We start from the raw sequence: 25,925 nt of genomic DNA, 5'->3' as shown, positions 1-25,925 counted from the left end.
GTTTAATTATCGACTAAGACATTATCTTATTAACATCATTGTTATTTAATTGCTTGTAAGGGATGGAACCATTAATGAAAAAACTTGCTTTAATTACAGGATCAAAAGGCGGTATCGGCTCAGCAATTTCTTCTAAATTAGTCGCGGATGGCTATCGTGTTATCGCGACCTATTTTACTGGGAATTATCAGTGCGCACTGGATTGGTTTAATGAAAAGCAATTTACTGAAGATCAAGTGCGATTGTTTGAATTAGATGTCACCAACACCGCTGAATGTGCACAGAGCCTAAGCAAGTTGTTAGAAGAAGAAGGCACGGTGGATGTTTTAGTCAACAACGCAGGTATTACTCGTGACAGCGTCTTCAAAAAGATGGATGCCGAAGCTTGGAAAGATGTGATTGAGACTAACCTCAACAGCCTTTTCAATGTGACACAGCCTCTGTTTGCACCGATGTGCGAAAAGGGCAACTGCCGAGTCATCAATATTTCTTCAGTCAATGGCTTAAAAGGTCAGTTTGGACAAACTAACTACTCGGCGGCTAAAGCGGGAATGATTGGTTTTTCAAAAGCCTTGGCAGCGGAGGGGGCTAGAAGCGGAGTGACGGTAAACGTGGTTGCCCCTGGCTACACAGGCACACCTATGGTTGAGCAAATGAAGCCTGAAGTCCTTGATTCAATTAAAAACCAAATCCCAATGAAACGTTTAGCGACGCCTTTAGAAATTGCAGACGCAGTGGGCTTTTTAGCAAGTGAATCTGGCGCGTACATTACAGGCGAAACACTGTCTGTGAATGGCGGCTTGTACATGCACTAATTGGCGAAACTAAAGGGAATTGAATAATGGAAAAAGTATTTATTGTTGCGGCTAAACGTACTCCTATTGGTGCATTCACCGGGTCGCTAAAAAACGTATCTGCGGGCGAGTTGGCTGGCGTTGCGATCAAAGGCGCACTTGAGTCTGTCGATCTTTCGTTGGATGCGATTGATGAAGTGATCGTCGGTAATGTGATTTCGGCAGGTCAAGGCATGGGGGTTGCTCGTCAGGCTTCCATCTATGCAGGGCTACCTGAGGAAACACCTGCATACGGTGTGAACATGATTTGCGGCAGCGGCATGAAGTCGGTGATGGATGCAGCTGCGCACATCAAAGCACAAGATGCTGAAGTCGTTATTGCAGCGGGTGTTGAGGTGATGTCTCAGATTCCTTTTATTGTGCCACCGAGTATTCGAAATGGTCACAAGATGGGTGACATCTCGATGAAAGACTTGCTGGTGGGTGATGGGTTAACCGATGCGTTCAATCATTACCACATGGGTATGACGGCTGAAAACATCGCCAACACTTTGAATATTTCGCGTCTCGCACAAGATAACTACGCGTTAGAAAGCCAACAGAAAGCAGTTGCTGCGATTGAAGCGGGTAAGTTCAATGAGCAAATCGTGCCTGTAGAAGTTAAGCAACGCAGACAAACCGTCACTTTTGATACCGATGAGTATCCGAAGTCAGACGCGACATTCGAAGCTCTACAAAAGCTTCGTCCAGCCTTTGACCGAGAAGGAACGGTCACCGCTGGTAATGCATCAGGCATCAATGATGGCGCAAGTGCCATTATCTTAGCGTCTGAATCTGCGGTCTTGAAATACGGCCTGACACCACTGGTAGAGCTGAGCAGCTACGCGCAATCGGGTTTAGACCCAAAAATTATGGGGTTAGGTCCAGTAGAAGCGGTATCTAAAGCGTTAGACAAAGCGGATTTAACTTTAGAGGAAGTCGAGCTGTTTGAGTTGAATGAAGCCTTCGCTGCACAGGCGTTAGGCGTAATGTACCAGTTGTCTGAACAACATGATCTGCCGCTTGAAGCGTTCAAGTCTAAAGTTAATGTCAACGGTGGCGCTATCGCACTTGGTCACCCTCTAGGGGCATCAGGTAACCGAATTATTGTTTCACTCATCCACGAAATGATCGAGCAACATACCAATTATGGTGTTGCTTCGCTTTGTGTGGGCGGGGGAATGGGAACCGCTGTTTTGCTTAAAGGTATCGAGGGTTAGAACTCGACATGCCGTAGGCGAGCCAAATTGGTTTTTTAAGCTATTTATTTTTTTAACTATGTATTCATCAGGAGTTACTTATGTACACGGATATTTTCAAAACAATCACAGACCAAACTGAAAAGCAGTTCGAACCGTACTTGAAATTCAATAAGTTGGTTGCAAAGAACGTTCAAACAATGACTGAACTTCAAATGAATGCGTTGCAGACTTATACCGATATGGGTCTTGCACAAATGAAAGCAGTCAGTGAAATCAAAGACGTAAATAGTCTTACCGCTTTTAACGGCCAGCAACTAACGGCACTTACTCAATTGTCTCAACAGATGATGAGTGATAGCTCAAAAATGCAAGCTGCTGCAAAAGAGTTCAAAGAAGATGTTGAAACACTAACAACTGAAAACTTGAAAACAGTTACACCTGCATAAAACTAGTCGCCATCGAGTTAGTACAGGTTGGCCTGTACGGCTTGGTGGCGATTTTCCGATTATTGGAGTCATGTTATGTTTCAACACTTCTTTTCGGACTACCTTGTTAAGCTTCAACAAACGAACCAGCAATGGTGGGAAAATTTTGAACAAAACAAGGAAGCCGCGCAATCTCCCCTAAATAAAGCGATGCAAGAATTGAATTTTGATGATGCATCGAAAATTTTTGAACAAGCCGCAAACCAACCAGCCGTTCTACTTCAGCTGCAATCCCAATGGTGGGAACAGCAACTGCAAATCTGGCAAAACGCAGCACTGATGGGTAACACTGAAAGCGTTATCGCTGAAGATCGTGGTGACAAGCGTTTTATCGATGATGCATGGAAGAACGACCCTTTCTATAGCTTCATCAAGCAATCTTACTTGCTGTTTAGTAAAAGCTATATCGATACCATCAACTCGATTGAAGGCATTGACGAGAAAACCAAAGAACGTGTAGCGTTCTTCTCACGTCAGGCTATCAATGCCATGTCCCCAAGCAATTTTATCGCGACTAACCCAGAGTTGATGAAGCTGACTTTGGAGAGAAATGGCGAGAACCTTCTTGATGGCTTAGAGCAGTTGCAAGCGGACGTGGAAGCGAGCGCTGACATCCTTAAGATCCGCATGACCAACAATAATGCATTCCGATTGGGTGTGGATGTTGCGAATACAGAAGGTGATGTCGTCTTTCAAAATGACTTGTTCGAACTGATTCAGTACCACCCAAAGACACCACAAGTTAATGCGACACCATTGTTGATCGTTCCGCCGTTTATCAATAAGTACTATATTCTCGACCTCCGTGAAAAGAACTCGATGGTGCGTTGGCTACTTGAACAAGGGCACAGCGTATTTATGATGTCTTGGCGGAATCCGGGTGAGGCGCAGAAAGACCAAGAATTCGGTGACTATGTCACGGAAGGTGTCGTTAAGGCGGTCACCGCTATTGAAGACATTACCGGCAAAGAACAAATCAATGCCGCAGGTTATTGTATTGGCGGCACGGTACTCGCATCTACGGTGGCTTACTATGCGGCTAAGCGTATGAAGAAGCGCATAAAAACGGCGACCTTCTTTACCACATTATTAGATTTCTCTCAGCCGGGTGAGGTTGGGGCGTATATCAATGAGACGATAATCGACGCGATTGAGAAACAGAACGATGCGAAAGGCTACATGGATGGTCGCTCGTTGAGCGTGACGTTCAGTTTACTTCGCGAGAACAGCTTGTACTGGAACTACTACATTGATAACTACCTCAAAGGCAGTAGCCCGATGGAGTTCGATCTATTGTACTGGAACAGTGATAGCACAAACGTGGCGGCTAAATGCCATAACTTTTTGCTGCGAGAGCTCTACCTTGAAAACAAGCTGGTTCAAGATAAAGGCGTAAAAGTAGGTGGTGTTTGGATTGATTTGAATAAGATCAAAATACCAAGCTACTTTATCTCAGCCAAAGAAGACCATATTGCTTTGTGGCAGGGGACTTACCGTGGTGCATTGAACACTGGTGGCAACAAAACGTTTGTTTTAGGCGAGTCTGGCCACATTGCAGGCATTGTTAACCACCCAGAGAAAAAGAAATACGGCTACTGGTTGAACGACAACCTAGACGATTCTGCTGACGAATGGCTAAATAACGCAAGCCACAATGAAGGCTCATGGTGGACACACTGGGATCAATGGTTACAAGACTTTGAAGCTGACGAGAAAATCGAACCTTTCAATCAAGGTTCCGAGCTTTACCCTGTGATTGGCAAGGCGCCGGGTAACTATGTTAAACAGGTGCTGCCGATTGTTGATAAAGAGACCGCTGAGCAAGACGTCGCCGAAACAAAAGCTCCGGAAAGCGAAGCTTAGAATTGATTATCACAACTTAACAGTTGAAATACCAAGTGCCAGATAATAAAAAAGCCACTGAATTCAGTGGCTTTTTAGTGTCAACTCATGTCAAAAATAACTGGCATAAGTTGAAGCAATTTCGATTTCTAATCGATTTCTTTGTCTTTAGTCATAGATAAAAGCCAAAGAGATACGGCTGCAACACCTGCAAAGCCACCAAGAATGATAACTGGCATAGCGCTGTAACCTAGGATGTGCCAAATTACGCTTTCTAAAGTACTCATTCAATCGCTCCTTATTGCCAGCCTTCAACGCCGTGCATGTCTGGTAGTTTATGTGCGATACCTTTGTGGCAATCTACACACGTTTTTTCACCAGAAGCTAGCGCAGTTGAGTGTTGTTTCGCACTACGAGGGCTCTGCTCTGAGAAGTCCATGTAATCGAACTGGTGACAGTTACGACACTCAAGTGAGTCATTGCCTTTCATACGTTTCCACTCACGTTCAGCAAGGTGGGCACGACGTGCTTTGAATTTCTCTTCAGTGTTGATGGTTTTTGCAATAAAGTGCGCGTACAACTCTTTAGATGCCTGAACCTTACGAACAATCTTATCTGTCCACTCGTGAGGTACGTGACAATCTGAACAGATAGCACGAACGCCTGAGCGGTTAGAGTAGTGAATTGTTTCTTGGATTTCAGCAACAATAGGCGCATGACAACCAGAACAGAACTCTTCCGTGTTGGTTGCTTGCATACCTGTGTTAAATGCACCCCAGAATAAAAGACCGCCAGCGAAACCCAAGAAAAGTACAACGCCTACCGCTGCTTTACTTGGTGTCGCGAGTCTTTTCCAAAACGCTTTAAGTAATTTTATCATATATAGCCTCTCTTACCGTCTGGCTACGATTAACGCAGTGAATCTACAGGTTTGAACTCGTTCTCAACTAGTGGTTTAGCATTAGCTTGAGGTACGTGACACTGTAAACAGAAGTAACGACGAGGTGATACGTCTGCAAGTACCGCATCTTCACGGTTCATGTAGTGAGTTACACTCACTTTAGTAGCACCCATTTCTTTTGCGTTTTTCCAGCTGTGGCAAGAAAGACACTTGTTAGCGTTAAGAGAAACTTCATAGCTACGAATAGTATGAGGCACTAGAGGTGGTTGGTATACGTAGTCACTCTCAAGTACTTGGTCACGAGGGAACTTTTTGAAGTCATCCGCTGCGCGAGTAGCTTCAAGTTCACTTGCACCACGTAGAGATTCTACGCCACCAATGCCGCCTGGGTTATCCAGTTCAGCTTGAGCTTGAACTGCACCAGCTAGCAAAAGACCAGCTGATAGTAGGGCAGTAATCAGTTTTTTCATGGTTAATTTCTCCGCCTAAAGGCTAATTCTTTGAGTGGACTACTTCCTTCAAAAAGTGATGAAAAAAGTAGTCGCAATATTAAATACGTTAGATCTTGTATCTAGGTTCTAAAAGCAATTGGCGCTTAAGAAACCTTAGTGATCTTAACTGGACACTTCTTGTAATCCGTCTGCTTAGACAGAGGATCCGTTGCATCCAAGATCAACTTGTTGATCAGAATTCTTGCATCAAAGAATGGTACGAATACCAAGCCTTGTGGTGGACGGTTACGACCACGAGTTTCAACACGAACGCGTACTTCACCACGTTTGTTTTCGATAAGAACTTCATCACCACGGCGAAGGCCACGAGCTTTAGCGTCAGCAGGGTGGATGTAACAAAGTGCATCCGGTACTGCTTTGTAAAGTTCTGGTACACGACGAGTCATAGTACCTGTGTGCCAGTGCTCAAGAACACGACCTGTACATAGCCACATATCGTATTCATCGTTTGGTACTTCAGGTGGCGCTTCGTATGGAGCATTGATGATCAGTGCTTTACCATCTGGCTTGCCATAGAAATCCCAATCAGAACCTTTCTTAGCGTATGGATCCGAACCTTCTTTAAAGCGCCAAAGTGTTTCTTTACCGTCAACAACAGGCCAACGTAGACCACGAACTTGGTGGTAGCGATCGTATGGTGCTAAATCGTGACCGTGGCCGCGACCAAAGGCTGCGTATTCTTCGAATAGACCTTTTTGAACGTAGAAACCTTGAGCTTGTGCGTCGTCGTTAAGCTCTTGAGCTTCAGACAGTGGGAATGCATCAACGTTGCCGTTTTTGTAAAGTACGTCGTACATGGTTTTGCCACGGTACTCAGGCATTTTCGCAACAAGTTCTTCGCCCCAAACTTCTTCAATAGTGAAGCGCTTAGAGAACTCCATGATTTGCCATAGGTCAGACTTAGCTTCACCTACCGTTTTCACTTGTTGGTACCATGCTTGTGTACGACGCTCTGCGTTACCGTAAGCACCTTCTTTCTCAATCCACATTGCTGTTGGAAGGATAAGGTCAGCCGCTTGAGCTGTCGCTGTTGGGTATGGGTCAGAACATACAATGAAGTTATCTGGGTTACGGTAACCTGGTAAACGTTCAGTGTTGATGTTTGGACCAGCTTGCATGTTGTTGTTACACATTACCCAGTAAGCGTTGATCTTACCGTCTTTAAGCATACGGTCTTGAACAACAGCGTGAGCACCTGGTTTAGCAGGGATAGTGCCTTCTGGAAGTTTCCAGATGTCTTCTGCGATTTTACGGTGTTTAGGGTTAGCAACAACCATATCTGCCGGAAGACGGTGAGAGAACGTACCAACTTCACGAGCTGTACCACACGCAGATGGTTGGCCAGTAAGTGAGAATGGGCTGTTACCTGGAGTAGAAATCTTACCTGTTAGAAGGTGGATGTTGTACACAAGGCTGTTCATCCATACACCACGAGTATGTTGGTTCATACCCATAGTCCAAAGTGACATTACTTTGATGTTTGGATCGGCGTATTGCTTAGCCAGCTTGATCAGGTCATCTTGAGATACACCTGACATTTCAGACGCTTTCTCAACGGTGTATTCAGCAACAGAAGCTTTGTAGTTCTCGAAGCTAATATCAGTCATTTTGCCTGAGTTAGGGTTCGCAGCTGCCTGTTGTAGAGGATCATCATCACGAAGGCCGTAACCGATGTCTGTTGTTGCTTGCTTGAAGTTCGTGTGCTTGTTCACGAAATCCCAGTTAACGGCATCGTTTTGAATGATGTAGTTAGCAATGAAGTTAGCAATCGCTAGATCTGATTGAGGTTCGAAGATGTAACCCGTGTCTGCAAGCTCAAAAGAACGATGGTAGTAAGTAGACAGTACGTTTACTTTAACGTGTGGGTGGCTTAGACGGCGGTCTGTAATACGAGTCCATAGTACTGGGTGCATTTCTGCCATGTTTGAACCCCACAGAACGAATGCGTCTGCGTGTTCGAAATCATCGTAACAACCCATTGGCTCATCGATACCGAAGGTACGCATGAATGCACCTACCGCAGAAGCCATACAGTGACGAGCGTTTGGATCGATGTTGTTTGAACGGAAGCCCGCTTTCATCAGCTTAACCGCTGCGTAGCCTTCCATTACAGTCCACTGGCCAGAACCGAACATACCAACGCCTGTTGGACCGTTCTTCTTCAGAGCTGCTTTCCACTTCTCAGCCATTACGTCGAATGCTTTGTCCCAAGATACTGGTGCAAAATCACCATCTTTGTGGAACTCGCCATCTTTCATACGAAGAAGAGGCTGTTCAAGACGGTCTTTACCGTACATGATTTTTGAAAGGAAGTAGCCTTTAATACAGTTAAGGCCTTTGTTTACAGGTGCTTCTGGGTCGCCTTGAGTCGCGACCACTTTGCCGTTTTGAGTACCTACTAGTACTGAACAGCCCGTACCACAAAAACGACAAGGCGCTTTATCCCACGTGATTTTTGTTTGATCTGAGCTAGCAATCAGGTTGGTTGCTGTTGCCGGTAGAGATACACCTGCAACGGCTGCCGCTGATGCAGCTGCGTTTGCTTTCACAAACGCACGTCTTGTCATTTTCATACTTCACCCTCAAGTTGAGAATTGTTGCTTCCAGTTTCTAAATCCGTTTCGTCTAGATCAGTCTCGATTTGGTGGTAAACCAAAGCTGTCCCTAAAACGTTCTTAATGTTATTTATTGCTTCGATGGTGTCCGTTACAAAACCTTGGTTTTCGGTTTCTAGGACCACGATGATTTTGCCTTCAGGGCTGTCTCCGTAGATCTCTGCATTATCAAACTTTTCGATTTCTGCTTTAATCTCGACCAGATGCTCTGGGCTCACATGCACGACTAAACTTGATATATGCACTTCATTTAGTGCCATAAATTGCTCTCGTTATTTTTGTTTTATGCATTACTCACAAGAATAGCTGAAGTAGGGCAAACTGCTACGCAGGCTCCACAACCGTTACACTCATTTAACTCGATTTTTGGTAGAGCAACACTGCCTGCTCTAAGTTGAAATTGAATGGCCATAGGTTCACACATGTCACCACAGCTTCGGCATTCAACATTTTGTTGCGCTAAACACTTATCAGAAATACGTGCTTTTGCTTGCCAAGGCTCTCCTTGCTTTGGCTTAAAAATGGGTTCGGGACAAACATCTGCACATTGATAGCAAAACGTACATTCATCGATAGAGAAATCGACAGTGGGGAACCCACCATCGCCTACAATGATTATCTTAGTCTCACAACTCTCGATGCATTTTCCACAGCGAGTACAGTCATCTACAAAGCTTTCTAGGTTGTTAATCCAAGGCAAACGAATTTGGCTTGCATCCACTTTTTTCCTCGAAAACATACGGCGTTTTGATAAATCTACCACAAGTAACCTATAGATGTTGCTAAGATGTTGTAATTGTAGGCCATTATTTCATTAATATCTTGTAATTAGTCCTCACAAGTAGTGTAGTTTTAGAAACAATTGTATAAATACCCCCTAAGGGCTAATTAGGGGCATATATTGTCTTAGATCAATAAATTACAAAGCGAGTGATCACATATTGAATGGAGCTATGATTTTTGATGTGTGACAATACGATCTTGCTGGCTATTCATCTCTCACTAGGAAGGCTTTTTTGCTTATAAAACCGGTTTCATCTGTCACTAGCACAATAGCAAAATCGTTGCTTTCTATACTGTTGCTGTCGGTTGCTACTACTGGCTTTGCTATCTTCACTTTGGCTTCGAGCTTGAATGATGCAGAAGCCATAAATGTAGCAGGTTCAATGCGTATGCAGAGCTATCGTTTGGCGCATGATATTCAAATAGAATCAGCTGATTACAATTCTCATATCCAAGAATTTGAAAAGTCGCTCTATTCGTCTTCAATGGCGGAGTTGGTCAGTTGGGAAGTGCCAACCGATATCACAGAAGATTACTATCTAATCATTGGTCGCTGGCATGAATTGAAGCGGGTATTGAATAGCGATGATCGTCAACATTATCTGGTGTTGGTGGAAAACTTTGTGAATGAGATAGACCACTTCGTTTTCAAGCTTCAGGAGTTTTCAGAGAATAAGCTGATTAAATTAGCGTGGGCTGGTGGTATTGGCTTAGGTGGCATTCTCGTCATATCTCTTTTTGTTGTTCACTTTGTACGTAAACAAGTTGTTAAACCTCTCCATGCGCTAGTCGGCGCGAGTCAGAGGATAAAAAATAGCGACTTCAAGGTGGAATTGCAGGTTACCAGCAACAACGAATTGGGTATTTTGACGAAAACGTTCAACTCAATGGCCAAAGATTTGGGTGTACTTTACCGAAACCTCGAAGATGTCGTTGATGCCAAAACGGTTGAACTGCAAAACGCGAACCAATCATTACAAGCGCTTTATTATTCCTCTCAAGAACTCACGGTAACGCGGATTGCACCTGAAAACTTTCGGGCCATCTTGCAGCACTTAGTCAGCTTAGAAGGGATTGAGTCGTTAAGATTAGAGATTGTAGATAACTCAGGTCGCTCATTGATAATGGATGAGGGCTACGACGCGAATCGTGAGTATGAAAAATTTGAGATGAAGCTGGATGATAACGAACTCATTTTGGGTTACCTGTATTGCTCATATCATCATGGGCACTCAACAAAGACGTTAATAGAGAGCTTTATTCAACTGTTATCTCGTGCAATCTATTATAATCGCGCGCAAAAGAAAGCCGAGCAGCTTATTATTATGGAAGAGCGTGCGACAATAGCACGTGAGCTGCATGATTCACTTGCTCAGTCGCTTTCATACTTGAAGATCCAAGTGACTTTATTGAAGCGTGTGATTGGTAAATTACCTGAGCAAAAACACCGCGAGCAATCAGAGCAAATTGCTTCAGAGATAGGTAACGGCTTAGCCGATGCTTATACTCAGTTAAGAGAGTTGCTCACGACATTTAGGTTGTCCATTAAAGAGGGCAACTTCGGAGATGCTTTGAGCACCATGCTCGAGCAACTCAGTGAAAGAACAGATGCCAAGATTAACTTAACCAATAATCTGTCATCTATTGAGCTTGATGCGCACAGTCAGGTTCACTTGCTTCAATTGATTCGAGAAGCAACAATAAACGCAATAAAACACGCCAATGCCGACTTGATAGATGTATGCTGTATCGATGAAGATGGTGAAGTATTAGTCGTGATCAAAGATAATGGAGATGGCTTTGACCTAGGTAGTTCGAGAATGAACCACTATGGAATGAGCATTATGCAGGAGCGTGCGGCAAGACTGAATGGCGACTTAACGATTGAATCAGCTCAAGGTGAAGGCTGTACAGTCATATTGAAATATAAAAGTTTGAAGGAAGTTAAAGTTGACGATTTGTAAAGTAATGCTGGTTGATGATCATCCATTGATGCGCCGAGGTATAAGCCAATTACTAAGCTTTGAAGACGAATTTGAAGTGATTGCAGAAGCGAGCAATGGCACCGAAGCCGTTGCACTTGCTCATGAAGAAGAACCTGATTTGATCCTTTTGGATCTGAATATGAAAGGGATGTCTGGATTAGATACCCTAAAAGCACTTCGTACCGATGGTTCAAGCGCTAACATTGTCATCTTAACCGTATCTGATAGCCCAGCAGATATAGAAGCTATTGTAAAAGCGGGCGCTGATGGTTACTTGTTGAAAGACACTGAACCCGATGAGCTCATTGAACTGCTTAAGCAAGCACACAGCGGCGATAAAGCCTATAGCAGTGTCGTTTCTCGTTACCTAAATGATGCTGACAGTCGTAATGATATCTTTGACCAACTGACTGAGCGTGAAACTCAGATCCTTCAAGAAGTTGCGAAAGGTTACCGTAACAAGCAAATTGCTGATCATCTGTTCATTTCTGAATCGACAGTTAAGGTACACATGAAGAGCTTGCTGAAGAAGCTGCAGGTACCTTCGCGTACGGCTGCAACGGTTCTTTATCTAGAACGTTACGGTGAAATGAAGTAGGGCTTGTTCCTTTGAAATAAACTATTTCAAGCCATACTGCTAATTACAAGTGTTCGGATCAAATAGCGTTAGCTTCTAACGACATTGAGCATGTGACATTAAAAAAGGCGCTGAACTTATTAAGTTCAGCGCCTTTTTGTTTCAGCATTTTATATCTAAATTAGCATGTCTCTTTTAATGAGAATTAAGCTGCCATTGGTACTAGAACAAGCGTACCGAAGATAACTGTGATAAGACCACAGATTACTGGGACAGATGTACGTTTTACTACTTCAAATGGGCTGATTTTACCCATACCAGAAGTCGCTACAATTACCCCAGATACTGGCGAGATGGTACGACCTAGGTTCGATGCTTGAAGCATTGGGATGATTAGGAACGCTGGGTTCAAGCCCATTTTCGCAGCCAGTGATGGAGCAAGCTCTACGAATGCATAGAATGGCGCGTTACCAGAACCTGTCGCGATAGCAGCCGCAACCGTTAGACCCGTCAGGATTAGCATCAGTGCGATACCGCCTGCGCCTGCCGATTCAGCAAGACCGATTAGGTTATCAATCGCACCGATAGACATTAGACCTTGAGCAAATACGCCCGCCGCAACCAACAGCATTACCACGCCTTTGAATGCTTCTGCCATGCCTTGGTAGCAAGAATCTAGATCTTCTAGCGTTTTTTCGCCGTCGAACTTCTTCACAACGTAATCGATGATTGCGCCCACGAAGATAGAGCCCACTACGATAGTGTAGATATCAAGTGACAGGCCTGGAATTGTACGGCCGTTAAATAGGAATACACCGATGATAGGCAGGAATGGCAACGCAGCGTAGAAAGCGGGTGCTGTCGTTTCAATGTCAGAAACGTCTACTTTTTCCATTGGTGTGTTTTCTTTCTTATCCAGATACTTGTTCCAAAAGAAAGCGGCTGCAGCCATTACGATGATTGCACAAATAGAAACTGGAAGTACCGTTTGAACGGCAAACACATCAAGAGACATTCCTGATTTTTCAGCTGCAATAACCACATCACCAGACGTTGGTGAAAGGATAATTGCCGCAGGCGAAGCACAAACCGCGACAGCAGCAGGGCGAGAAATACCCATTGCTGTCATCATTGGGAATAGGGTCGCCATCAATAGAACACCAAGGCCTGTTGCAGAACTTACTGCTAGTGACATTAGACACGCTACGATGTAAGCCGCAACAAGAAGTACATAGGGAGACTTGATAGCTGCAAGTGGTTTAGAAAATTGCTTTACTACTACGTTGTTCGCGCCGATGTGAGTCATGTATGAAGCGAAACCACACAGAAGCATGATTTGCATGCCTAGGCCGCCCCCGCGGTATTGAAGCATGTACTTAACGAATTCTAGTGAGTCGGTAACCATGTTACCTGTTGAAGCTACCTTAGCTGGTAAAACTGTGTGACCAATAAGGCCAGTAATAAGAAGTAGGGCAAGGCCAGCAGTTAATAATACACCCGCTGCTTTATAGCCTTTCACAATAAAGTAACCAACAGCGATGGTAATCACGAATCCGATCAAGAGCTCTAGCATAGAAATCTCCACAAAGTTTAAAAAATATAAGAAAGTGTTTCAGAATATGACAATGAATGTACAGAAAACTGCACTGTGGCACGAGGCATAGTTGAGGTTGATATGATCTAAGACAAACATTTTTTTCGATGTTAATTATGGTTGTAAATCATGATTAACTACTGTTGTTTAGATGTTAATAAACAAATTATGTGGCTTGCTAGAATATAACTTGGATCACTTTTGATTGGTTTAGTTGCATATGATTGGCTGGTTTATAAAATTATCGTGTTTTGTCTATTTGTCGAGGTAACTGACAGGAAAGGGGGCTTTATGACAAGAAAGTGGATTGTTTTATGATTTGGCGCCTACTGAATTAGGTTTATAAACGCCAAATCATTGGAGGATGAAAAGTACTTATTATTGCAATGTACTCATCAATTTATATTTAACTCAGGTTCGGTGTTTGAATAAGTCGGTAAATCAGGACATGCCATCTTTTTACAAAAGTGAATCATGCCATTTTGAGTGACGAGCAACAACTCATCATCGTTCAGAGGTATGTAAGGCATTGCGTCTGACGACAATACAGAACCTTCACTGATCATGACTTTCTCATAGAACTCTAACTCTCTATTCGGCAAAATTTGCTCATGTGCACTTTCATCTAATGAAATATTGTGTTGAGTGGCCGTATAAGATCCAGATGAAGTAAAGCCAACTTGTTTGGTAGACACATACAATAAATCGTAGCTATTGTTTTTCTTAAACTCGATATTTATTGACGACTGATTATAGATAACTTTATTAGTTGGGGTGATCACAGACGCAGCGTTAGCTAAATAATGACCTTGCAAATGAACTTTAGGAAAAATAGTCGTCAGCCAACCGACTAAAACACCAATTAGTGTCACTCCAACCAATGTACGTATTTCTTTATTCACAAGTTACTCCTGTAAAATCACTAGGGAAGCTTAAAGATTTTCCTGAATTATCGATGATGATTTTTCGTCCTTTATGCTCATAAAGAGTAACGTTATTAAGCTCATTAAAAGTAAACTCGTCTGATGCTATTTTACAAGAAAGAAAATGCTGACCAGTGAGCTCTTCACCTAAGCTATTTCTATCTAAATATGTGAATAGGTAGTGAGAACAAACAGCGGCAATCATAAACAAGGCTATCAGTGTCAATAGATTGTTTTTCTTATCTATAGGGGGGGCTGTTTCAGCTTTGGTGTTTTCTTCATTGGAGCTAGCTGTTTGTTGTTCAGCTTCTTCTGATTCCTGTCGTCGTTTTATTTTTTGTAATGCGCGTTCTTTGTCTTGCGTTACTTGCCCTGCAAATCGGTAACCTTTACCGCGTTCAGTGACAATGATCATTCCGGTTTTATCTTCTAAAGCTTTGCGACAAATGGAGATAGTCTGCATTAAGCTGCCATCTTCGACATATATACCTTTGGACACCCATACTTGCTCGATTAGAACTTGGCGAGTGATCACTTCATTCGGTCTAGAGATAAAATATTTGAGTAACTCGGACTCATTAGAACCTATTGGGTAGGTACGGCCCGTCTTGAAGTGATGGATTTCACTCTCTTCTAAATTGACCTGTATATCATCATTGATAATGAATTCAGCAGACATCTGGGTTCTCGTTGTTATAAGCGTTCTAACGTAAATATAACAAATGTCAGCATAAATATAAACTCACTATTTTTCGTGCTAGTACATTGTAAGTTGTTAAATATAAACAATTAATCTTTATCATTTAGACTTTCTTATAAACCTTTTTTAGGTTGTTTAATGCGTTTTAAGGTGCTTGGCGTTCACTGCTATTGGATCATTGTTCGGTGACGCTGATTTAGTGGGTGTGGGTTAACGGCTCAAATTTCTTACGTAGTTCTATCAACGTGTCATTCCAACTCTGTGTTGCCTTGCTCTCTGCGAATAAAAGTCAAGCTTACCTCTGACTCAATCGGCAACTCAAATAACGATAAACGCATGACCACACCAGTTAAATGCGAAAGCTACGAGGGAGAAATTTTGAAAGAATTCAATAAGCCATATTTATGTGGACTAATAACGTTAGCCTTACTCGGCTGTCAGTCGGAAGACTCGACTCAAGAGCCCGTTTCAGTTTTGGTTCCTTACAACATTAATGAACTACCAAAACCGAACGACGGTTACGGGTATGACGACGACGGAACTATCACTGGAGTCGGTGAAGACGCCGCAGCAATGTCATCGACTAACGACGCGTATTATCAAGATTACAATAACTCATACGCAGCCCTAGACGGCTGGGGGCTTTGTGCAGAACCGATTTTAATTCCTCTACAAAGTGTTAATTCTGATAAGCGTTATCCACTAAATAACGAATCCTTAGCCGGGAATGTTGTATTAATTGATAACGTAACCGGTGAGGAAGTTGATACTAAAATATCAGCTGATGGTTCCAATATTATTATTCAATGTGAATCAGGTTTGGAAGAAGAAACAACTTATTCGATCGTTGTTACTGATGGTGTAAAAACTGAATTTGACGAACCTTTAAAAGCGGATTTTAGCTTTGAACAATTAATATACTCAGAGACACAATTTGAGAATGACAAAGAGCAAGACCTTCATACTCAGGTAATAAGTGCTATTGATTCATATGACGCACTCTATCCAGGTCAGAACATGCCTGTATATGCCGCACAGTTTAAAACTCAGAGTGCCTATTCTCAGCTTGATGCGATGAAGATAAATCACGTGTTGTACGGGAGTTCACTCTCCCAAACACTTCCTGAAATTGTAGAGGAAAAGCGGGAATATAACCTGTATACAAAAGTGCTCAAAATTCCGTCTTACTTACCTTTTACAAAAGAGAGGGAGGCGGAATGTATCGTCGATGAATTTGATCCGAAGAAAAATTGTCCACCACTTTATGAATGGATCACTAACACTGACGGTGGTTTCCCTACGGCTGATAACCCAATCCCCCAAATAACAGAAGATCTCGAGATAACAGCAGACATATACGTACCAAAGAGTTTTAGCTGGGTTATACCTAAACAACTGCCTACAGCCATCTTTATACATGGTGTTACAGCAGAGCGAGGCACTGCTTCTTTAATGGCTGCAGAATATACGGATAAAGGTTATGCCGTGGTTGCGATCGATATGCCATATCACGGGGAACGAATGCGTTATGACGACACTGATACTGACCCTAACGATGACGAAAAAACAGGAGTAGAAATCAGTGCTCGAGCAAACAAGGCGTTCTTCATCAATATTGATTCTCCTTTAGCGCTTCGTTCTAACCTCCAGCAATCGGTGTCTGACTTCTTGGGGCTTCGTTACGCGTTGAGCCAAGAGCATTGGGTGAAAAAAGATGATGTTCACTTAATTGGACAATCCTTGGGTGGAATAATGTCGGTGATGGTCAGTGAATTTAGCCAAACTAAAGATGGTTTCCCAGCTAACACTGATTTTGTATTCAACACGGTGAACTTTGTTGTTCCGGGGCAGGGACTGACTAATCTGGTTTTGTCTTCGCAAACGTTGGGCCCAGAAATGTCCGAAGGTGTTAAGAAGTCTCCAGATGTTCAGCGTGGTATTGCTGAGACAGTGATACCTGATACTTGTACCACGGAGGCGACGAACCAAGAGTGTATTGAATCGCTACGCGAGTTTGTCGCACTTTCTACAGACAACGCACTACTTGTGAGTCAGTTGGAGAATGACATCTTTGATCTGGTTGTAACTGACCTTAAACAAGGGGTTCAAGCGACAATTGATAGTGCCGATCCTGCTAGCTTCATCTCGCGTCAAGTTAAGGCTGAGCAACCGACTCTTTTGTTAGCGGCCGTTGGAGATTGTGGTGAAACCTGCGATGTCGGCGTTGATTACGTGTCAGACAGCGTTATTCCAAACTCTGCACCAGATAACATTCGCACTGGTACCGAACCACTTATTGCTGCACTTGGGTTAGACCCAATAACAGGGACATCAGACAATAAAAATGCAAAACGTGGCGCTGTTAGAACCACCACTGGTGGGCACGGTACGTATTTGTTCCCGTATGAAGGTCCTGTTGATGAAGACGGGCTACCGGGTATGCCGGGAGAAAACATGTCTGACGTACTTAAAGCTGTGGACACTCAACAAGTCGCCGTAGCTTCAATGGTAATGAGTGACGGTGCAGTTGTTGTCATCAATAACGAAGATCATATCGAAACAGAGGTACCTCAAGATGAAGAATAAACTCTTATTAGGCACCGCAGCTGCTCTCATTCCTTGCTTAACAAACGCCGCAGGATTCCAACTTAACGCACAATCAGCAACAGGGTTGGGCCGTGCATTTGCGGGCGATGCAGTGATGGCAGATAGCGCCGCGATTGTTGCTAAGAACAGCGCTGCGATGGCTTATATCGAGCAACCAACACTCTCTGTTGGTGCTATTTATATCGATAGTGGTATTGATGTGTCTAATGTTAGCTACACGCCGATGAGAGGCTATACAGACACACTCGATGATCAATCTCTCGATGCGGGAACTTTGGTTCCGAACATTCATTATGTTCATCCTATTGAGGGTTCGAAGTTCACTCTGGGTGCAACTGTGCACTCTAACTTCGGTACCGATGTTGAGTTTGACGAGTCGTTCGAAGCGGACGAGTTCGGAGGTAAAACGGCGCTTTCCAGTATCAACGTTGGTTTTGCTGTCGCTTATGAGTTGTCTGAAAAAATCAACTTAGGTGCTGGTCTTGATGTTATCTACGGTGAAGGCGAGATTCACCGTAAAGATCTACTTGATGTCGATGCAGACGGGTTTGGTCTGGGTGCAAATGTTGGCGCGACTTACCAAGTCAACGAACACAACAAATTTGGTATTAGTTACCGTTATAGCCCCGATATCGAAGTTGAGGGGGATATCTGGATGCTGGGTTCTGGTACGGCAGAAAAAATGAATGTTCCGTTACCAGACACTCTAGAGTTTTCCGGATGGCACCAAATTAACGAGCAATGGGCATTCCATTACAGTCTGCAATGGGTGAATTGGTCAGAATTTGATTCATTAACGTCTGATTCTTACGACGATTCTATCAAGGAGTATCAATGGAAAGATGCAGGACATATTTCGGTCGGTGGTACATACACCATGTCAAAAGACATCGTGCTAAGAGCGGGCTACATGTACGACATTTCTCCAACTGACGAACTCACATCGTTATCTATTCCTGATGTTAATCGTCACTGGTTCACCGTCGGAGGGACGTATAACCTCACGGTCGCCAGTTCTGTTGACATTGGTGTCGGATTTATCATCGGAGAATCACAAGATATTGACGAAAGCCTGACGACTATTCCGGGAACGAGTTCCAATATAACTGCTGATGTGACTGCCAATGCTCTCTTGCTTGGCGTTCAATATCAGCATCGTTTTTAACTTTTACTTTGGAGTTCTAAACGTAAAAATTTAGGAATCATATAAAAATTGCAGGGCTCGACAGTGAGTTGAGCCCTTTTCTCATTATTAGCTGTTTTAGCATTATTTAAATAGCTGGAAGCTCATTAAGTAAGAAATAGCTGCTTAGAAAAACGTTTTAATTCAGACGAATTCAACGGTTATGGTTATTAAAAATGAAATTTACAAAGCTTAGCAAAACAATCTGTTTGGCGCTGTTTGCCTTACATATCACCCCGACGTTTGCCCAAGACTCAAACCTGATTCCTGTGACTATCGAAAAAGCTCACAAACAAGCATTCACTTCTTCAATTAACGAGGTAGGCAAAATTAGGGCGACGGATTCTGCTGCATTGACATTTAGTGCTTCCGATAAAATTCTTAACATCCATTTCAAAGATGGAGATTCGGTTAAAAAAGGCGAACTGATCGCTCAGTTAGATAACACCAAAGCGAAAGCCGATTTAGACAAAGCTAGAAGCTCTTTAGCACTAGCCAAGTCGAAATTGAAGCGAGTACAAGAATTACTAAAGAAACAGCCTGATTCTATGTCTCAACAAGATGTTGAAGAGCTAGGAGAACAGGCAAATCTAGCAGCCGCTGATTTCCGTCAGAAAGAAGCGCTGATGAATGACTATTTGTTGGTTGCGCCATTTGATGGGCAGTTAACCAATTTTACCCACTCAGTAGGCAGTAAGATCGATGGCGCCACAGCGTTAGTGAGCTTGATTAAGCTTGATCCTGTCGAAGTTCAATACTCCATTGGACAGTCAGATTTAGGCAACGCTCAGCTTGGACAGAACGTTTCCATCCAAGTTGATGCTTTTGTTGATGAAGCCTTCTCTGGTGTGGTGGATTACATAGCGCCAGCCGTTGATGAAAGCTCTGGCCGCGTAGAAGTGCACGCGCATGTGACCAACCCTGATCATCGTTTAGTCCCAGGTATGTTTGCCAAAGTAAGTCAAATGACGAGCGAGGATTCAACGAAGATGGTGGTTTCTCAAAACTCAGTTCAAGCAAAAGATGCACAGCGCTTTGTTTGGGTTGTGAATGGTGAAAAGATTGAGCAACGCGTTGTTGAATTGGGTGTGAATACTAACGACGGATATGTTGTTGTCGAGAAGGGATTAAAACTGGGCGATAACGTCGTTGTGACGGGGCAGCAGAACCTAAAGAGAGCGTCGTTAGTTAAGGTCATGAACCCAAATGCCGAGCAGAAAACGGTTGAGCTGATAACCGAGCAGGCCGCTAAAGATAGCTCGAAAAAAGCCGTTAATCCTGAAGCAGAAATGACCGAAATTCAAGTTGATGAGTCACACCCGATTGAACCTTCTGTTGATTGGACTGAATCATCAAAAGCGGTTGACGAAGTAATTAACGAAAGCAGTAAAGGTACAGAAAAAAACGTTACTGTTGAGCATTCATCGAATGAAACTCAAAGCAAGGAAACACTAAGCAAGGAAGCTGTAACGAAGGAGAGTGTGAATGAAGCTTCCTGAGATCTGTATTAAGCACCCCGTTTTTGCCTCTGTTCTGAGTATCACGATTGTTTTACTTGGCTTGTTGTCATTTCAAAAACTATCAATTCAGTATTTCCCTGAACATAAAACACCCTCAGCAACGGTAACTGCTGCGATCAACGGCGCGAGTGCGGAGTTCATGTCGCGTAATGTGGCAGACAAGCTGATTACCGCAGCGACTGGTCTTGATAGTGTAAAAACCATGACGACCGACTGCCAAGAAGGGACGTGTAATCTCAAAATCATCTTCGAAGACGACATCGATGACGTCGAATACACGAGCCTGATGAACAATTTGCGCAGTAGTGTCGAGGCCATTGGTGATTTCCCGCCTAGTATGACGGATAAGCCAACGGTAACAGACGACTCATCTGACACCAGCATGCCGAGTAACATCATCACTTTCGTGAATACTGGCAAGATGTCTAAGCAAGATATGTTTGACTACATTAGCCAACAAGTTGTGCCTCAATTCAAACACATTCAAGGTGTTGGAGGTATCTGGGGCCCATATGGTGGTAGTGATAAAGCGGTGAGGGTTTGGTTGCAACCCGATCGTATGATGGCTCTGAATATGAGTGCGTCTGATGTGGTGGGGACACTGAGTTCTTACAACGCGACGTTCACAGCAGGTACTATCAAAGGCGAAGTTCGTGATTTCTCAATTAACCCTGTCAACCAAGTCACTAGTGTTGATGATGTGCGTGATCTGGTCGTTCGTGTCGACAATGGAAAAATCATTCGAATTGGTGATATCGCTGAAGTCAAAATGGGAGAGGAGAGCCTAACGCCGAGTATTTTGCGTGTCGATGACAATCTCGCTATGTCTATTCAGGTGCTGCCACTAAAAAGTGAAAATCCGGTAACAGTTGCTGATAAAGTAAAAAAACAAATTGATGTGATTCAACCTCAGTTGCCAGAAGGCATTGAGATGAAAATGGTTTACAACCAAGCGGATTTCATTAAAACCGCGATTGATGAAGGTTTCATAACTTTAGTTGAGGCCATTGTTCTTGTTTCTGCCGTCGTTGTTCTGTTCCTAGGTTCTGTTCGCGTGGCTTCGATTCCGATCATCACTATTCCGGTGTGTGTGATTGGTGTGTTTGCTGTGATGCATTTACTTGGTTTTAGCATCAATGTGTTGACGATTCTGGCGATCATTCTCGCGATTGGTCTAGTGGTCGATGATGCGATCGTTGTAGCTGAAAACTGCTACCGTCATATCGAAGAGGGTGAAACGCCATTTAACGCTGCAATTAAGGGGTGTCGAGAGATCGTCTTTCCAGTGATTGCAATGACGCTGACTTTAGCGGTTGTTTACTTGCCAATTGGCTTGATGGCTGGCTTGACCGCCGATCTGTTTAGGCAGTTCGCGTTCACGCTTGCAGCAGCGGTGATCATCTCTGGATTTGTGGCATTAACGCTATCGCCAATGATGAGTGCTTATTTAATGAAGCCTGTATCAACGCCTCCAAAATGGTTCCAAAAGGTCGATGCCAAGCTGAATCGACTGTCTGATGTGTACACCAGAGAGCTGGGTAAGTGGTTCGAGCGTAAAGCACTGATGAGTGGTATCGCTTTGATGCTGATTGCTCTGTCTGCCTTAGCTGTTTGGACAATGCCACAAGTGCTGCTTCCAACTGAAGATACTGGTTTTGTTGAGGTAACATCGACACCGCCAACAGGCGTAGGGCGACAATACCATTTAGACAATAACGCACAGCTAAATAGCGTATTTTCCGATGATAATTCTGTAGAAGCTAACCTAGCTTACATAGAAGGAACACCCACAAACCATGTGTTATTGAAACCGTGGGGAGAGCGTGAGAAATCCGCTGATGAGTTGGTGAACGAGTTTATTGCTAAAGCGCAAAGTTCAGTCTCTGCCTACGGCATGTCTTTCAAGGTTCGTTCTGCAGATAACTTGAATATCGCGACCAACATGATCTTAGAGCTCACGACGGTGAACCGTGACACAACAGCTTTGTCAGAAACCGCGCATCAGGTTGTTGAGGCACTAGAAGACTACGAGGGCGTAACTAACGTTAAGAACTCGATGTTACGTGATCAATTGCGTTATGACTTGTCAATTGACCGCAATGCCATTGTGTTGTCTGGCGTTGATTATGGAAATGTAACCAACGCACTGTCGACATTCTTAGGCTCTGTTAAAGCGGCTGATTTACAAGCAGACGACGGTTATACCTACCCAATACAAGTACAAGTGAACCGTAAAGATCTGGGTGATTTCAAAGTGTTGGATAAGTTGTACGTTGACTCTCAATCCGGTCAAAGACTTCCGTTGTCCCAGTTTGTTTCTATTAAACAAGTAACGTCGGAATCGAACTTCAAGACGTTCATGGGGCAAGACAGTGCGGAAATCACAGCCGATTTAATGCCCGGATATACGGCTAGCGATGTAAAAGCTTATGTTGATGATAACGTACCGAGTTTATTGCAGCCTGCTCAACGCTATGAATTCAACGGTATTGTAAAAGACTTAGTTGATTCGAGTGCTGGTGCTCAAGTGTTGTTCGTATTGGCGTTGATCTTTATCTTTTTGATTTTAGCGGCGCAGTTCGAAAGCTTTGTCGATCCGATGATCATCTTGCTTACCGTACCATTGTGTATTGTGGGGGCGATTCTGACGCTATCGGTATTTGGTCAAAGCCTAAATATCTACTCAAAGATAGGATTACTGACTCTGGTTGGCTTAGTGACTAAACATGGTATTTTGCTAGTGGAATTTGCTAACGAGAAACGTAAATCTGGTGCGAGCGCTCAAGAAGCTGCGATCAGCAGTGCACGTTCGAGGCTGCGTCCTATCTTGATGACATCACTAACGATGATCCTTGGTTCATTGCCGTTGGCACTGGCAGATGGTCCGGGCTCATTAGGTCGTATCAATATTGGTTTGGTGTTGGTCGGTGGTTTATCTGCTGGTACTTTCTTCTCATTGTTTTTAGTACCTGTCGCGTATGTCGGTATGGCGAACTTAAAGCAAATGGATGTGCTGGCTCGACTGAGAACGAAATCAGTATAGCGAGATCGTTCAAATTTAAGCTAGATACTTCAAGGCCCTCATACGAGGGCCTTATTTGTATACGGGCTGGGAATCGAAGGGATCTTTAAAAGTCGTAGTTTAGATTCATTGAGCTGTAGATTTCAGCGTTACTTTGGTCTGACGCAACAGTAGTGTTGTAAATGTATTCGGTATCAAACGTGAGTGCCAAATTGCCCATCAGAATGTTCTTCAAATAGCCCTTGAGGTTGTAGTTGGTGTTCTCTTCACCGTAGGCTATGTTTGCGGTTGCACCCATAGAAAAGGTTTCAGTAAGCGTTAGTGAGCCATCAACACTCGCATTGACGATCAGTTCATAGTTCTCTTTATTCGGAAACTCTTCATCGGAGGATTGTCGTTTACTGATTCGATAACCCGGGCCTGCAGAGCCCTGCAGTTTAATTCGTTCAGTATCGTAAAAGTGGCGACCTAAACCTGTTGCGGTAATAAACTGCTTTCGATAAGTACCAAAGTGGTCGTGCTCAAAACGAGTTGTTGCGACCAAATAGGTGACTTCGTTTAAGTCATAGCTGATGCCATAGTTGGTGGTATAGCGATTGGTGCCATCTTCATCATTTTCGGCATCGGTATAATACGTATCGAACTGTACTCGTTGCCCCCAGTTTTCTTTTTTGTAGCCTACTGATATTCCTGAGTTAATCGACAACGATGAACTGGTGTTTTGAGAGTAGATAAAACCCAGTTTGGTTAACGTAGTGAAAGGCGATTCGTCTTCTTGTTCTGACTCTTCATTCAAAATTGCTTCATTTTCGAAGGATTGTTCTTCAGTAACCTCGGCTTGTTCTGTAACAACAGCTTCTTCCACCGGTGCCGTTTCTTCAGCGAATACTTGAAAAGACAGAACCATCGCCGCTAAAGGTAGCGGGTTGAAATATCGTTTGTGTAGAACAGTGTTTCTTAATGTGAATGTAGTTTTTGATATAGCGTTTATCGACATAATGGTTAGGTATATAAATTGATTTAACACGACCAACCAAGGGTTAATCGTGATGAGTAGACAGTGATCGAATCGAAAGTTTTAGTGAGCTACGACGCGATAGGCAAAGGGGAAAAGAGGGTTTTAATCGCAGAGAACCCGTTGCCCCTATGAGGGTTGAAATCTTCAATATGTACAAAAAATTCAAGGATCTCAGAGGGCTTGTCATCTTCAATCAATAAGAATTCCAACAACCCTTTTTCGATATGACACGAAAGAATGGTTTCGTTTGAATGGTCTGCTGAAATCTGTTCAACATTGATCACGACACTTGTCTCGGGTAAGACATTGAAAGAGTCCTGCGCACATTTAAGAATACAGCTGCACACGTACTCTCGATATAAGGCGTTGCTTTCTGAAAGGGACAAGGTTTCTAACTTTACTTCGCCTTGGCACAAGACCTTTTTATCTTTAGGGATCACGTTGTGCTTATTAACCTGAATGTTGATTTCTAACAGGTGACCATTTTTATAGGTATTGAAGTTGTGGTTTATCAGCTTAGTGTCGACCACTGTCGCGTTCATCGTGTTCTGCTGAGCTTCAGAGAGGGCAGACAGCTTTGCATGGCTATCGTTATTCAAAACGCCTTGCGACAATTGATTGCCTTTTGCCCAGTAGCTGTAGTTTTGAACCCAATGTACAAATTCCGTTTTATATTGTTCGATGTCTTTCTCTGCTGCTAGTTCGACATTGTTTGTGAGGGTGTGAAACTTAGATTTGTTACCCAACAGTATATCTAGCCAGTATGGTTTGTATTCATCAAGCGCTTCCATGGCTTTGACTTTATTGTCGAAGCGAACTGTTGGCATTGTAGGCGCAGGTTCCATGGCAATCGACTCCCAATTCACTTTTGGTGTTGGAATGGTATGTACGGATTGGATTAACTGCAGGTGCTGGTTGAACAAGGTCACTTCACTAACCGCGTTCTCAAGTTGTTTCGTATTCATCTACATTCCTGTCGACTGTTGTTCATATCGTTTGGCGTTCATTTTATGGCCAAATGACACTCGGAATATTTCAATGAATGTGAATGATCTTTCGTGAGGTTGTTTGATAATGGTTTAGGAATATTTGTAATGGTAGGCAGTTTAGTGGCTGCTTATTGGTGGGGACAGATAGTACAGAGGCGAAGAACTTAATGAATTCGAAAGAGTATAACTTGTAAGAAAAGACAAACCCTGCGATAAGAGCAGGGTTTTTATTGAATCTGTACTTAGTGACTGGTTAGGCGATGTGCGTCATTTTATTAAGCACAAAGGTTTCAATACAGTTTTCAGTCGCAGCCATGTACTCAGCGATATGTTCGCTCGCTAAGTGTTTCTCTAGATGATCTTCAGATTCCCAATTCTCATGAAAAACGAAGTGAGCTGGGTTACTGTTATCTTGGTGCAGATCGTAGTTAATACAGCCGTCTTCAACACGGGTTTTATCGATCAATTTAATCATCTCAGCTTTTACAAACTCAGTTTTGTCTTCTTTAGAGACGATCGTTGCAATAATAGTCAGTTTGCTCATTTTCAATTCCTCGGCTTTAAACTCGATAAGTTCACGTAATATAAGTATAAATTCAGATTGAAGAAAGAGTTCTGAAATCCAATAACTATG

Annotated in this window: 22 protein-coding genes; 10 read left to right on the top strand and 12 right to left on the bottom strand. The window is 43.2% G+C overall.

All coding sequences use genetic code 11. From position 1 onward, the window contains the following. The first annotated feature begins 74 nt into the window (after positions 1 to 74). From OW495_RS14510 to phaC, 4 genes are all read left to right on the top strand, one after another. Complete coding sequence (locus OW495_RS14510) at positions 75 to 815, top strand: SDR family oxidoreductase (protein ID WP_102278857.1); 741 nt, start codon at positions 75 to 77, stop codon at positions 813 to 815. 26 nt (positions 816 to 841) lie between these two features. Then, complete coding sequence (locus OW495_RS14505) at positions 842 to 2,053, top strand: acetyl-CoA C-acetyltransferase (protein WP_102512840.1); 1,212 nt, start codon at positions 842 to 844, stop codon at positions 2,051 to 2,053. 80 nt (positions 2,054 to 2,133) lie between these two features. Then, on the top strand, positions 2,134 to 2,481 hold the full coding sequence (locus OW495_RS14500; protein ID WP_004731353.1) for a phasin family protein: 348 nt from the start codon (positions 2,134 to 2,136) through the stop codon (positions 2,479 to 2,481). A 75-nt stretch (positions 2,482 to 2,556) separates the two neighbouring features. Beyond that, a complete protein-coding gene (phaC, locus tag OW495_RS14495) occupies positions 2,557 to 4,383 on the top strand; it encodes a class I poly(R)-hydroxyalkanoic acid synthase (RefSeq protein WP_102512841.1) in 1,827 nt (608 codons plus the stop codon). Between the two features lie 128 nt (positions 4,384 to 4,511). Here the strand turns inward: phaC and OW495_RS14490 are convergent, their stop codons facing one another. From OW495_RS14490 to napF, 6 genes are all read right to left on the bottom strand, one after another. Continuing rightward, the gene (locus tag OW495_RS14490) at positions 4,512 to 4,649 is read right to left on the bottom strand and encodes a TIGR02808 family protein (protein ID WP_004731329.1); all 138 of its coding nucleotides are present in this window, start codon (positions 4,647 to 4,649) and stop codon (positions 4,512 to 4,514) included. 11 nt (positions 4,650 to 4,660) lie between these two features. Next, positions 4,661 to 5,242 (bottom strand): NapC/NirT family cytochrome c, encoded by a 582-nt coding sequence (locus OW495_RS14485; RefSeq protein WP_004731326.1) that lies wholly within the window; start codon positions 5,240 to 5,242, stop codon positions 4,661 to 4,663. A gap of 29 nt (positions 5,243 to 5,271) precedes the next feature. Then, positions 5,272 to 5,733 carry a nitrate reductase cytochrome c-type subunit gene (locus OW495_RS14480; RefSeq protein WP_004731324.1) on the bottom strand — a complete coding sequence of 154 codons (462 nt, stop codon included), beginning with the start codon at positions 5,731 to 5,733 and terminating at the stop codon, positions 5,272 to 5,274. A gap of 125 nt (positions 5,734 to 5,858) precedes the next feature. Further along, positions 5,859 to 8,348 (bottom strand): periplasmic nitrate reductase subunit alpha, encoded by a 2,490-nt coding sequence (napA, locus tag OW495_RS14475; RefSeq protein WP_017109531.1) that lies wholly within the window; start codon positions 8,346 to 8,348, stop codon positions 5,859 to 5,861. Next, on the bottom strand, positions 8,345 to 8,650 hold the full coding sequence (locus tag OW495_RS14470; protein WP_017109532.1) for a chaperone NapD: 306 nt from the start codon (positions 8,648 to 8,650) through the stop codon (positions 8,345 to 8,347). The genes napA and OW495_RS14470 overlap by 4 nt, the downstream gene beginning before the upstream one ends. A 23-nt stretch (positions 8,651 to 8,673) precedes the next feature. After that, entirely contained in the window at positions 8,674 to 9,153 is a 480-nt protein-coding gene (gene napF / locus OW495_RS14465; protein WP_017109533.1) for a ferredoxin-type protein NapF, read from the bottom strand. Between the two features lie 253 nt (positions 9,154 to 9,406). On the opposite strand from napF, the gene narQ reads away from it, so the two are divergent. Both narQ and OW495_RS14455 read left to right on the top strand, forming a co-directional pair. Next, entirely contained in the window at positions 9,407 to 11,137 is a 1,731-nt protein-coding gene (narQ, locus tag OW495_RS14460) for a nitrate/nitrite two-component system sensor histidine kinase NarQ (RefSeq protein ID WP_102328392.1), read from the top strand. Then, positions 11,124 to 11,756 carry a response regulator gene (locus OW495_RS14455; RefSeq protein ID WP_017105883.1) on the top strand — a complete coding sequence of 211 codons (633 nt, stop codon included), beginning with the start codon at positions 11,124 to 11,126 and terminating at the stop codon, positions 11,754 to 11,756. The genes narQ and OW495_RS14455 overlap by 14 nt, the downstream gene beginning before the upstream one ends. 184 nt (positions 11,757 to 11,940) lie before the next feature. Here OW495_RS14455 and dcuC read toward each other — a convergent pair whose 3' ends face one another. The 3 genes from dcuC to OW495_RS14440 form a co-directional block, all read right to left on the bottom strand. Next, complete coding sequence (dcuC, locus tag OW495_RS14450) at positions 11,941 to 13,308, bottom strand: anaerobic C4-dicarboxylate transporter DcuC (protein WP_065104738.1); 1,368 nt, start codon at positions 13,306 to 13,308, stop codon at positions 11,941 to 11,943. A 416-nt stretch (positions 13,309 to 13,724) separates the two neighbouring features. Continuing rightward, positions 13,725 to 14,231: a hypothetical protein gene (locus OW495_RS14445; protein ID WP_102514212.1), complete on the bottom strand. Its 507-nt coding sequence runs from the start codon at positions 14,229 to 14,231 to the stop codon at positions 13,725 to 13,727. Continuing rightward, on the bottom strand, positions 14,224 to 14,931 hold the full coding sequence (locus tag OW495_RS14440; protein ID WP_102514211.1) for a winged helix-turn-helix domain-containing protein: 708 nt from the start codon (positions 14,929 to 14,931) through the stop codon (positions 14,224 to 14,226). Before OW495_RS14440 ends, OW495_RS14445 begins: the two co-directional genes overlap by 8 nt. A gap of 357 nt (positions 14,932 to 15,288) precedes the next feature. Here OW495_RS14440 and OW495_RS14435 point away from each other — a divergent pair, with 357 nt between their 5' ends. The 4 genes from OW495_RS14435 to OW495_RS14420 all read left to right on the top strand — a co-directional run bounded on the left by OW495_RS14435 (position 15,289) and on the right by OW495_RS14420 (position 23,305). Continuing rightward, positions 15,289 to 17,538 (top strand): lipase, encoded by a 2,250-nt coding sequence (locus tag OW495_RS14435; RefSeq protein ID WP_102514210.1) that lies wholly within the window; start codon positions 15,289 to 15,291, stop codon positions 17,536 to 17,538. Further along, positions 17,528 to 18,724, top strand: coding sequence for an outer membrane protein transport protein (locus tag OW495_RS14430; protein WP_102514209.1), 1,197 nt, complete (start codon positions 17,528 to 17,530; stop codon positions 18,722 to 18,724). Before OW495_RS14435 ends, OW495_RS14430 begins: the two co-directional genes overlap by 11 nt. 194 nt (positions 18,725 to 18,918) lie before the next feature. Further along, positions 18,919 to 20,241: an efflux RND transporter periplasmic adaptor subunit gene (locus OW495_RS14425; RefSeq protein WP_102514208.1), complete on the top strand. Its 1,323-nt coding sequence runs from the start codon at positions 18,919 to 18,921 to the stop codon at positions 20,239 to 20,241. Beyond that, complete coding sequence (locus tag OW495_RS14420; protein WP_289887161.1) at positions 20,228 to 23,305, top strand: efflux RND transporter permease subunit; 3,078 nt, start codon at positions 20,228 to 20,230, stop codon at positions 23,303 to 23,305. Before OW495_RS14425 ends, OW495_RS14420 begins: the two co-directional genes overlap by 14 nt. A gap of 85 nt (positions 23,306 to 23,390) precedes the next feature. On the opposite strand, the gene OW495_RS14415 is transcribed toward OW495_RS14420, so the two are convergent. The 3 genes from OW495_RS14415 to OW495_RS14405 form a co-directional block, all read right to left on the bottom strand. Further along, on the bottom strand, positions 23,391 to 24,281 hold the full coding sequence (locus tag OW495_RS14415) for a DUF481 domain-containing protein (protein ID WP_240698608.1): 891 nt from the start codon (positions 24,279 to 24,281) through the stop codon (positions 23,391 to 23,393). 89 nt (positions 24,282 to 24,370) lie between these two features. Continuing rightward, the gene (locus tag OW495_RS14410) at positions 24,371 to 25,267 is read right to left on the bottom strand and encodes a hypothetical protein (protein WP_102514206.1); all 897 of its coding nucleotides are present in this window, start codon (positions 25,265 to 25,267) and stop codon (positions 24,371 to 24,373) included. A 277-nt stretch (positions 25,268 to 25,544) separates the two neighbouring features. Beyond that, positions 25,545 to 25,835: a putative quinol monooxygenase gene (locus tag OW495_RS14405; protein WP_102514205.1), complete on the bottom strand. Its 291-nt coding sequence runs from the start codon at positions 25,833 to 25,835 to the stop codon at positions 25,545 to 25,547. Positions 25,836 to 25,925: the final 90 nt, after the last annotated feature.

Source organism: Vibrio sp. 14N.309.X.WAT.E.F5 (genome assembly GCF_030397615.1).
Lineage (GTDB): Bacteria > Pseudomonadota > Gammaproteobacteria > Enterobacterales > Vibrionaceae > Vibrio > Vibrio lentus.
The sequence above is the reverse complement of the archived record's forward strand: the minus strand, read 5'-3'. Positions and strand labels throughout refer to the sequence as shown.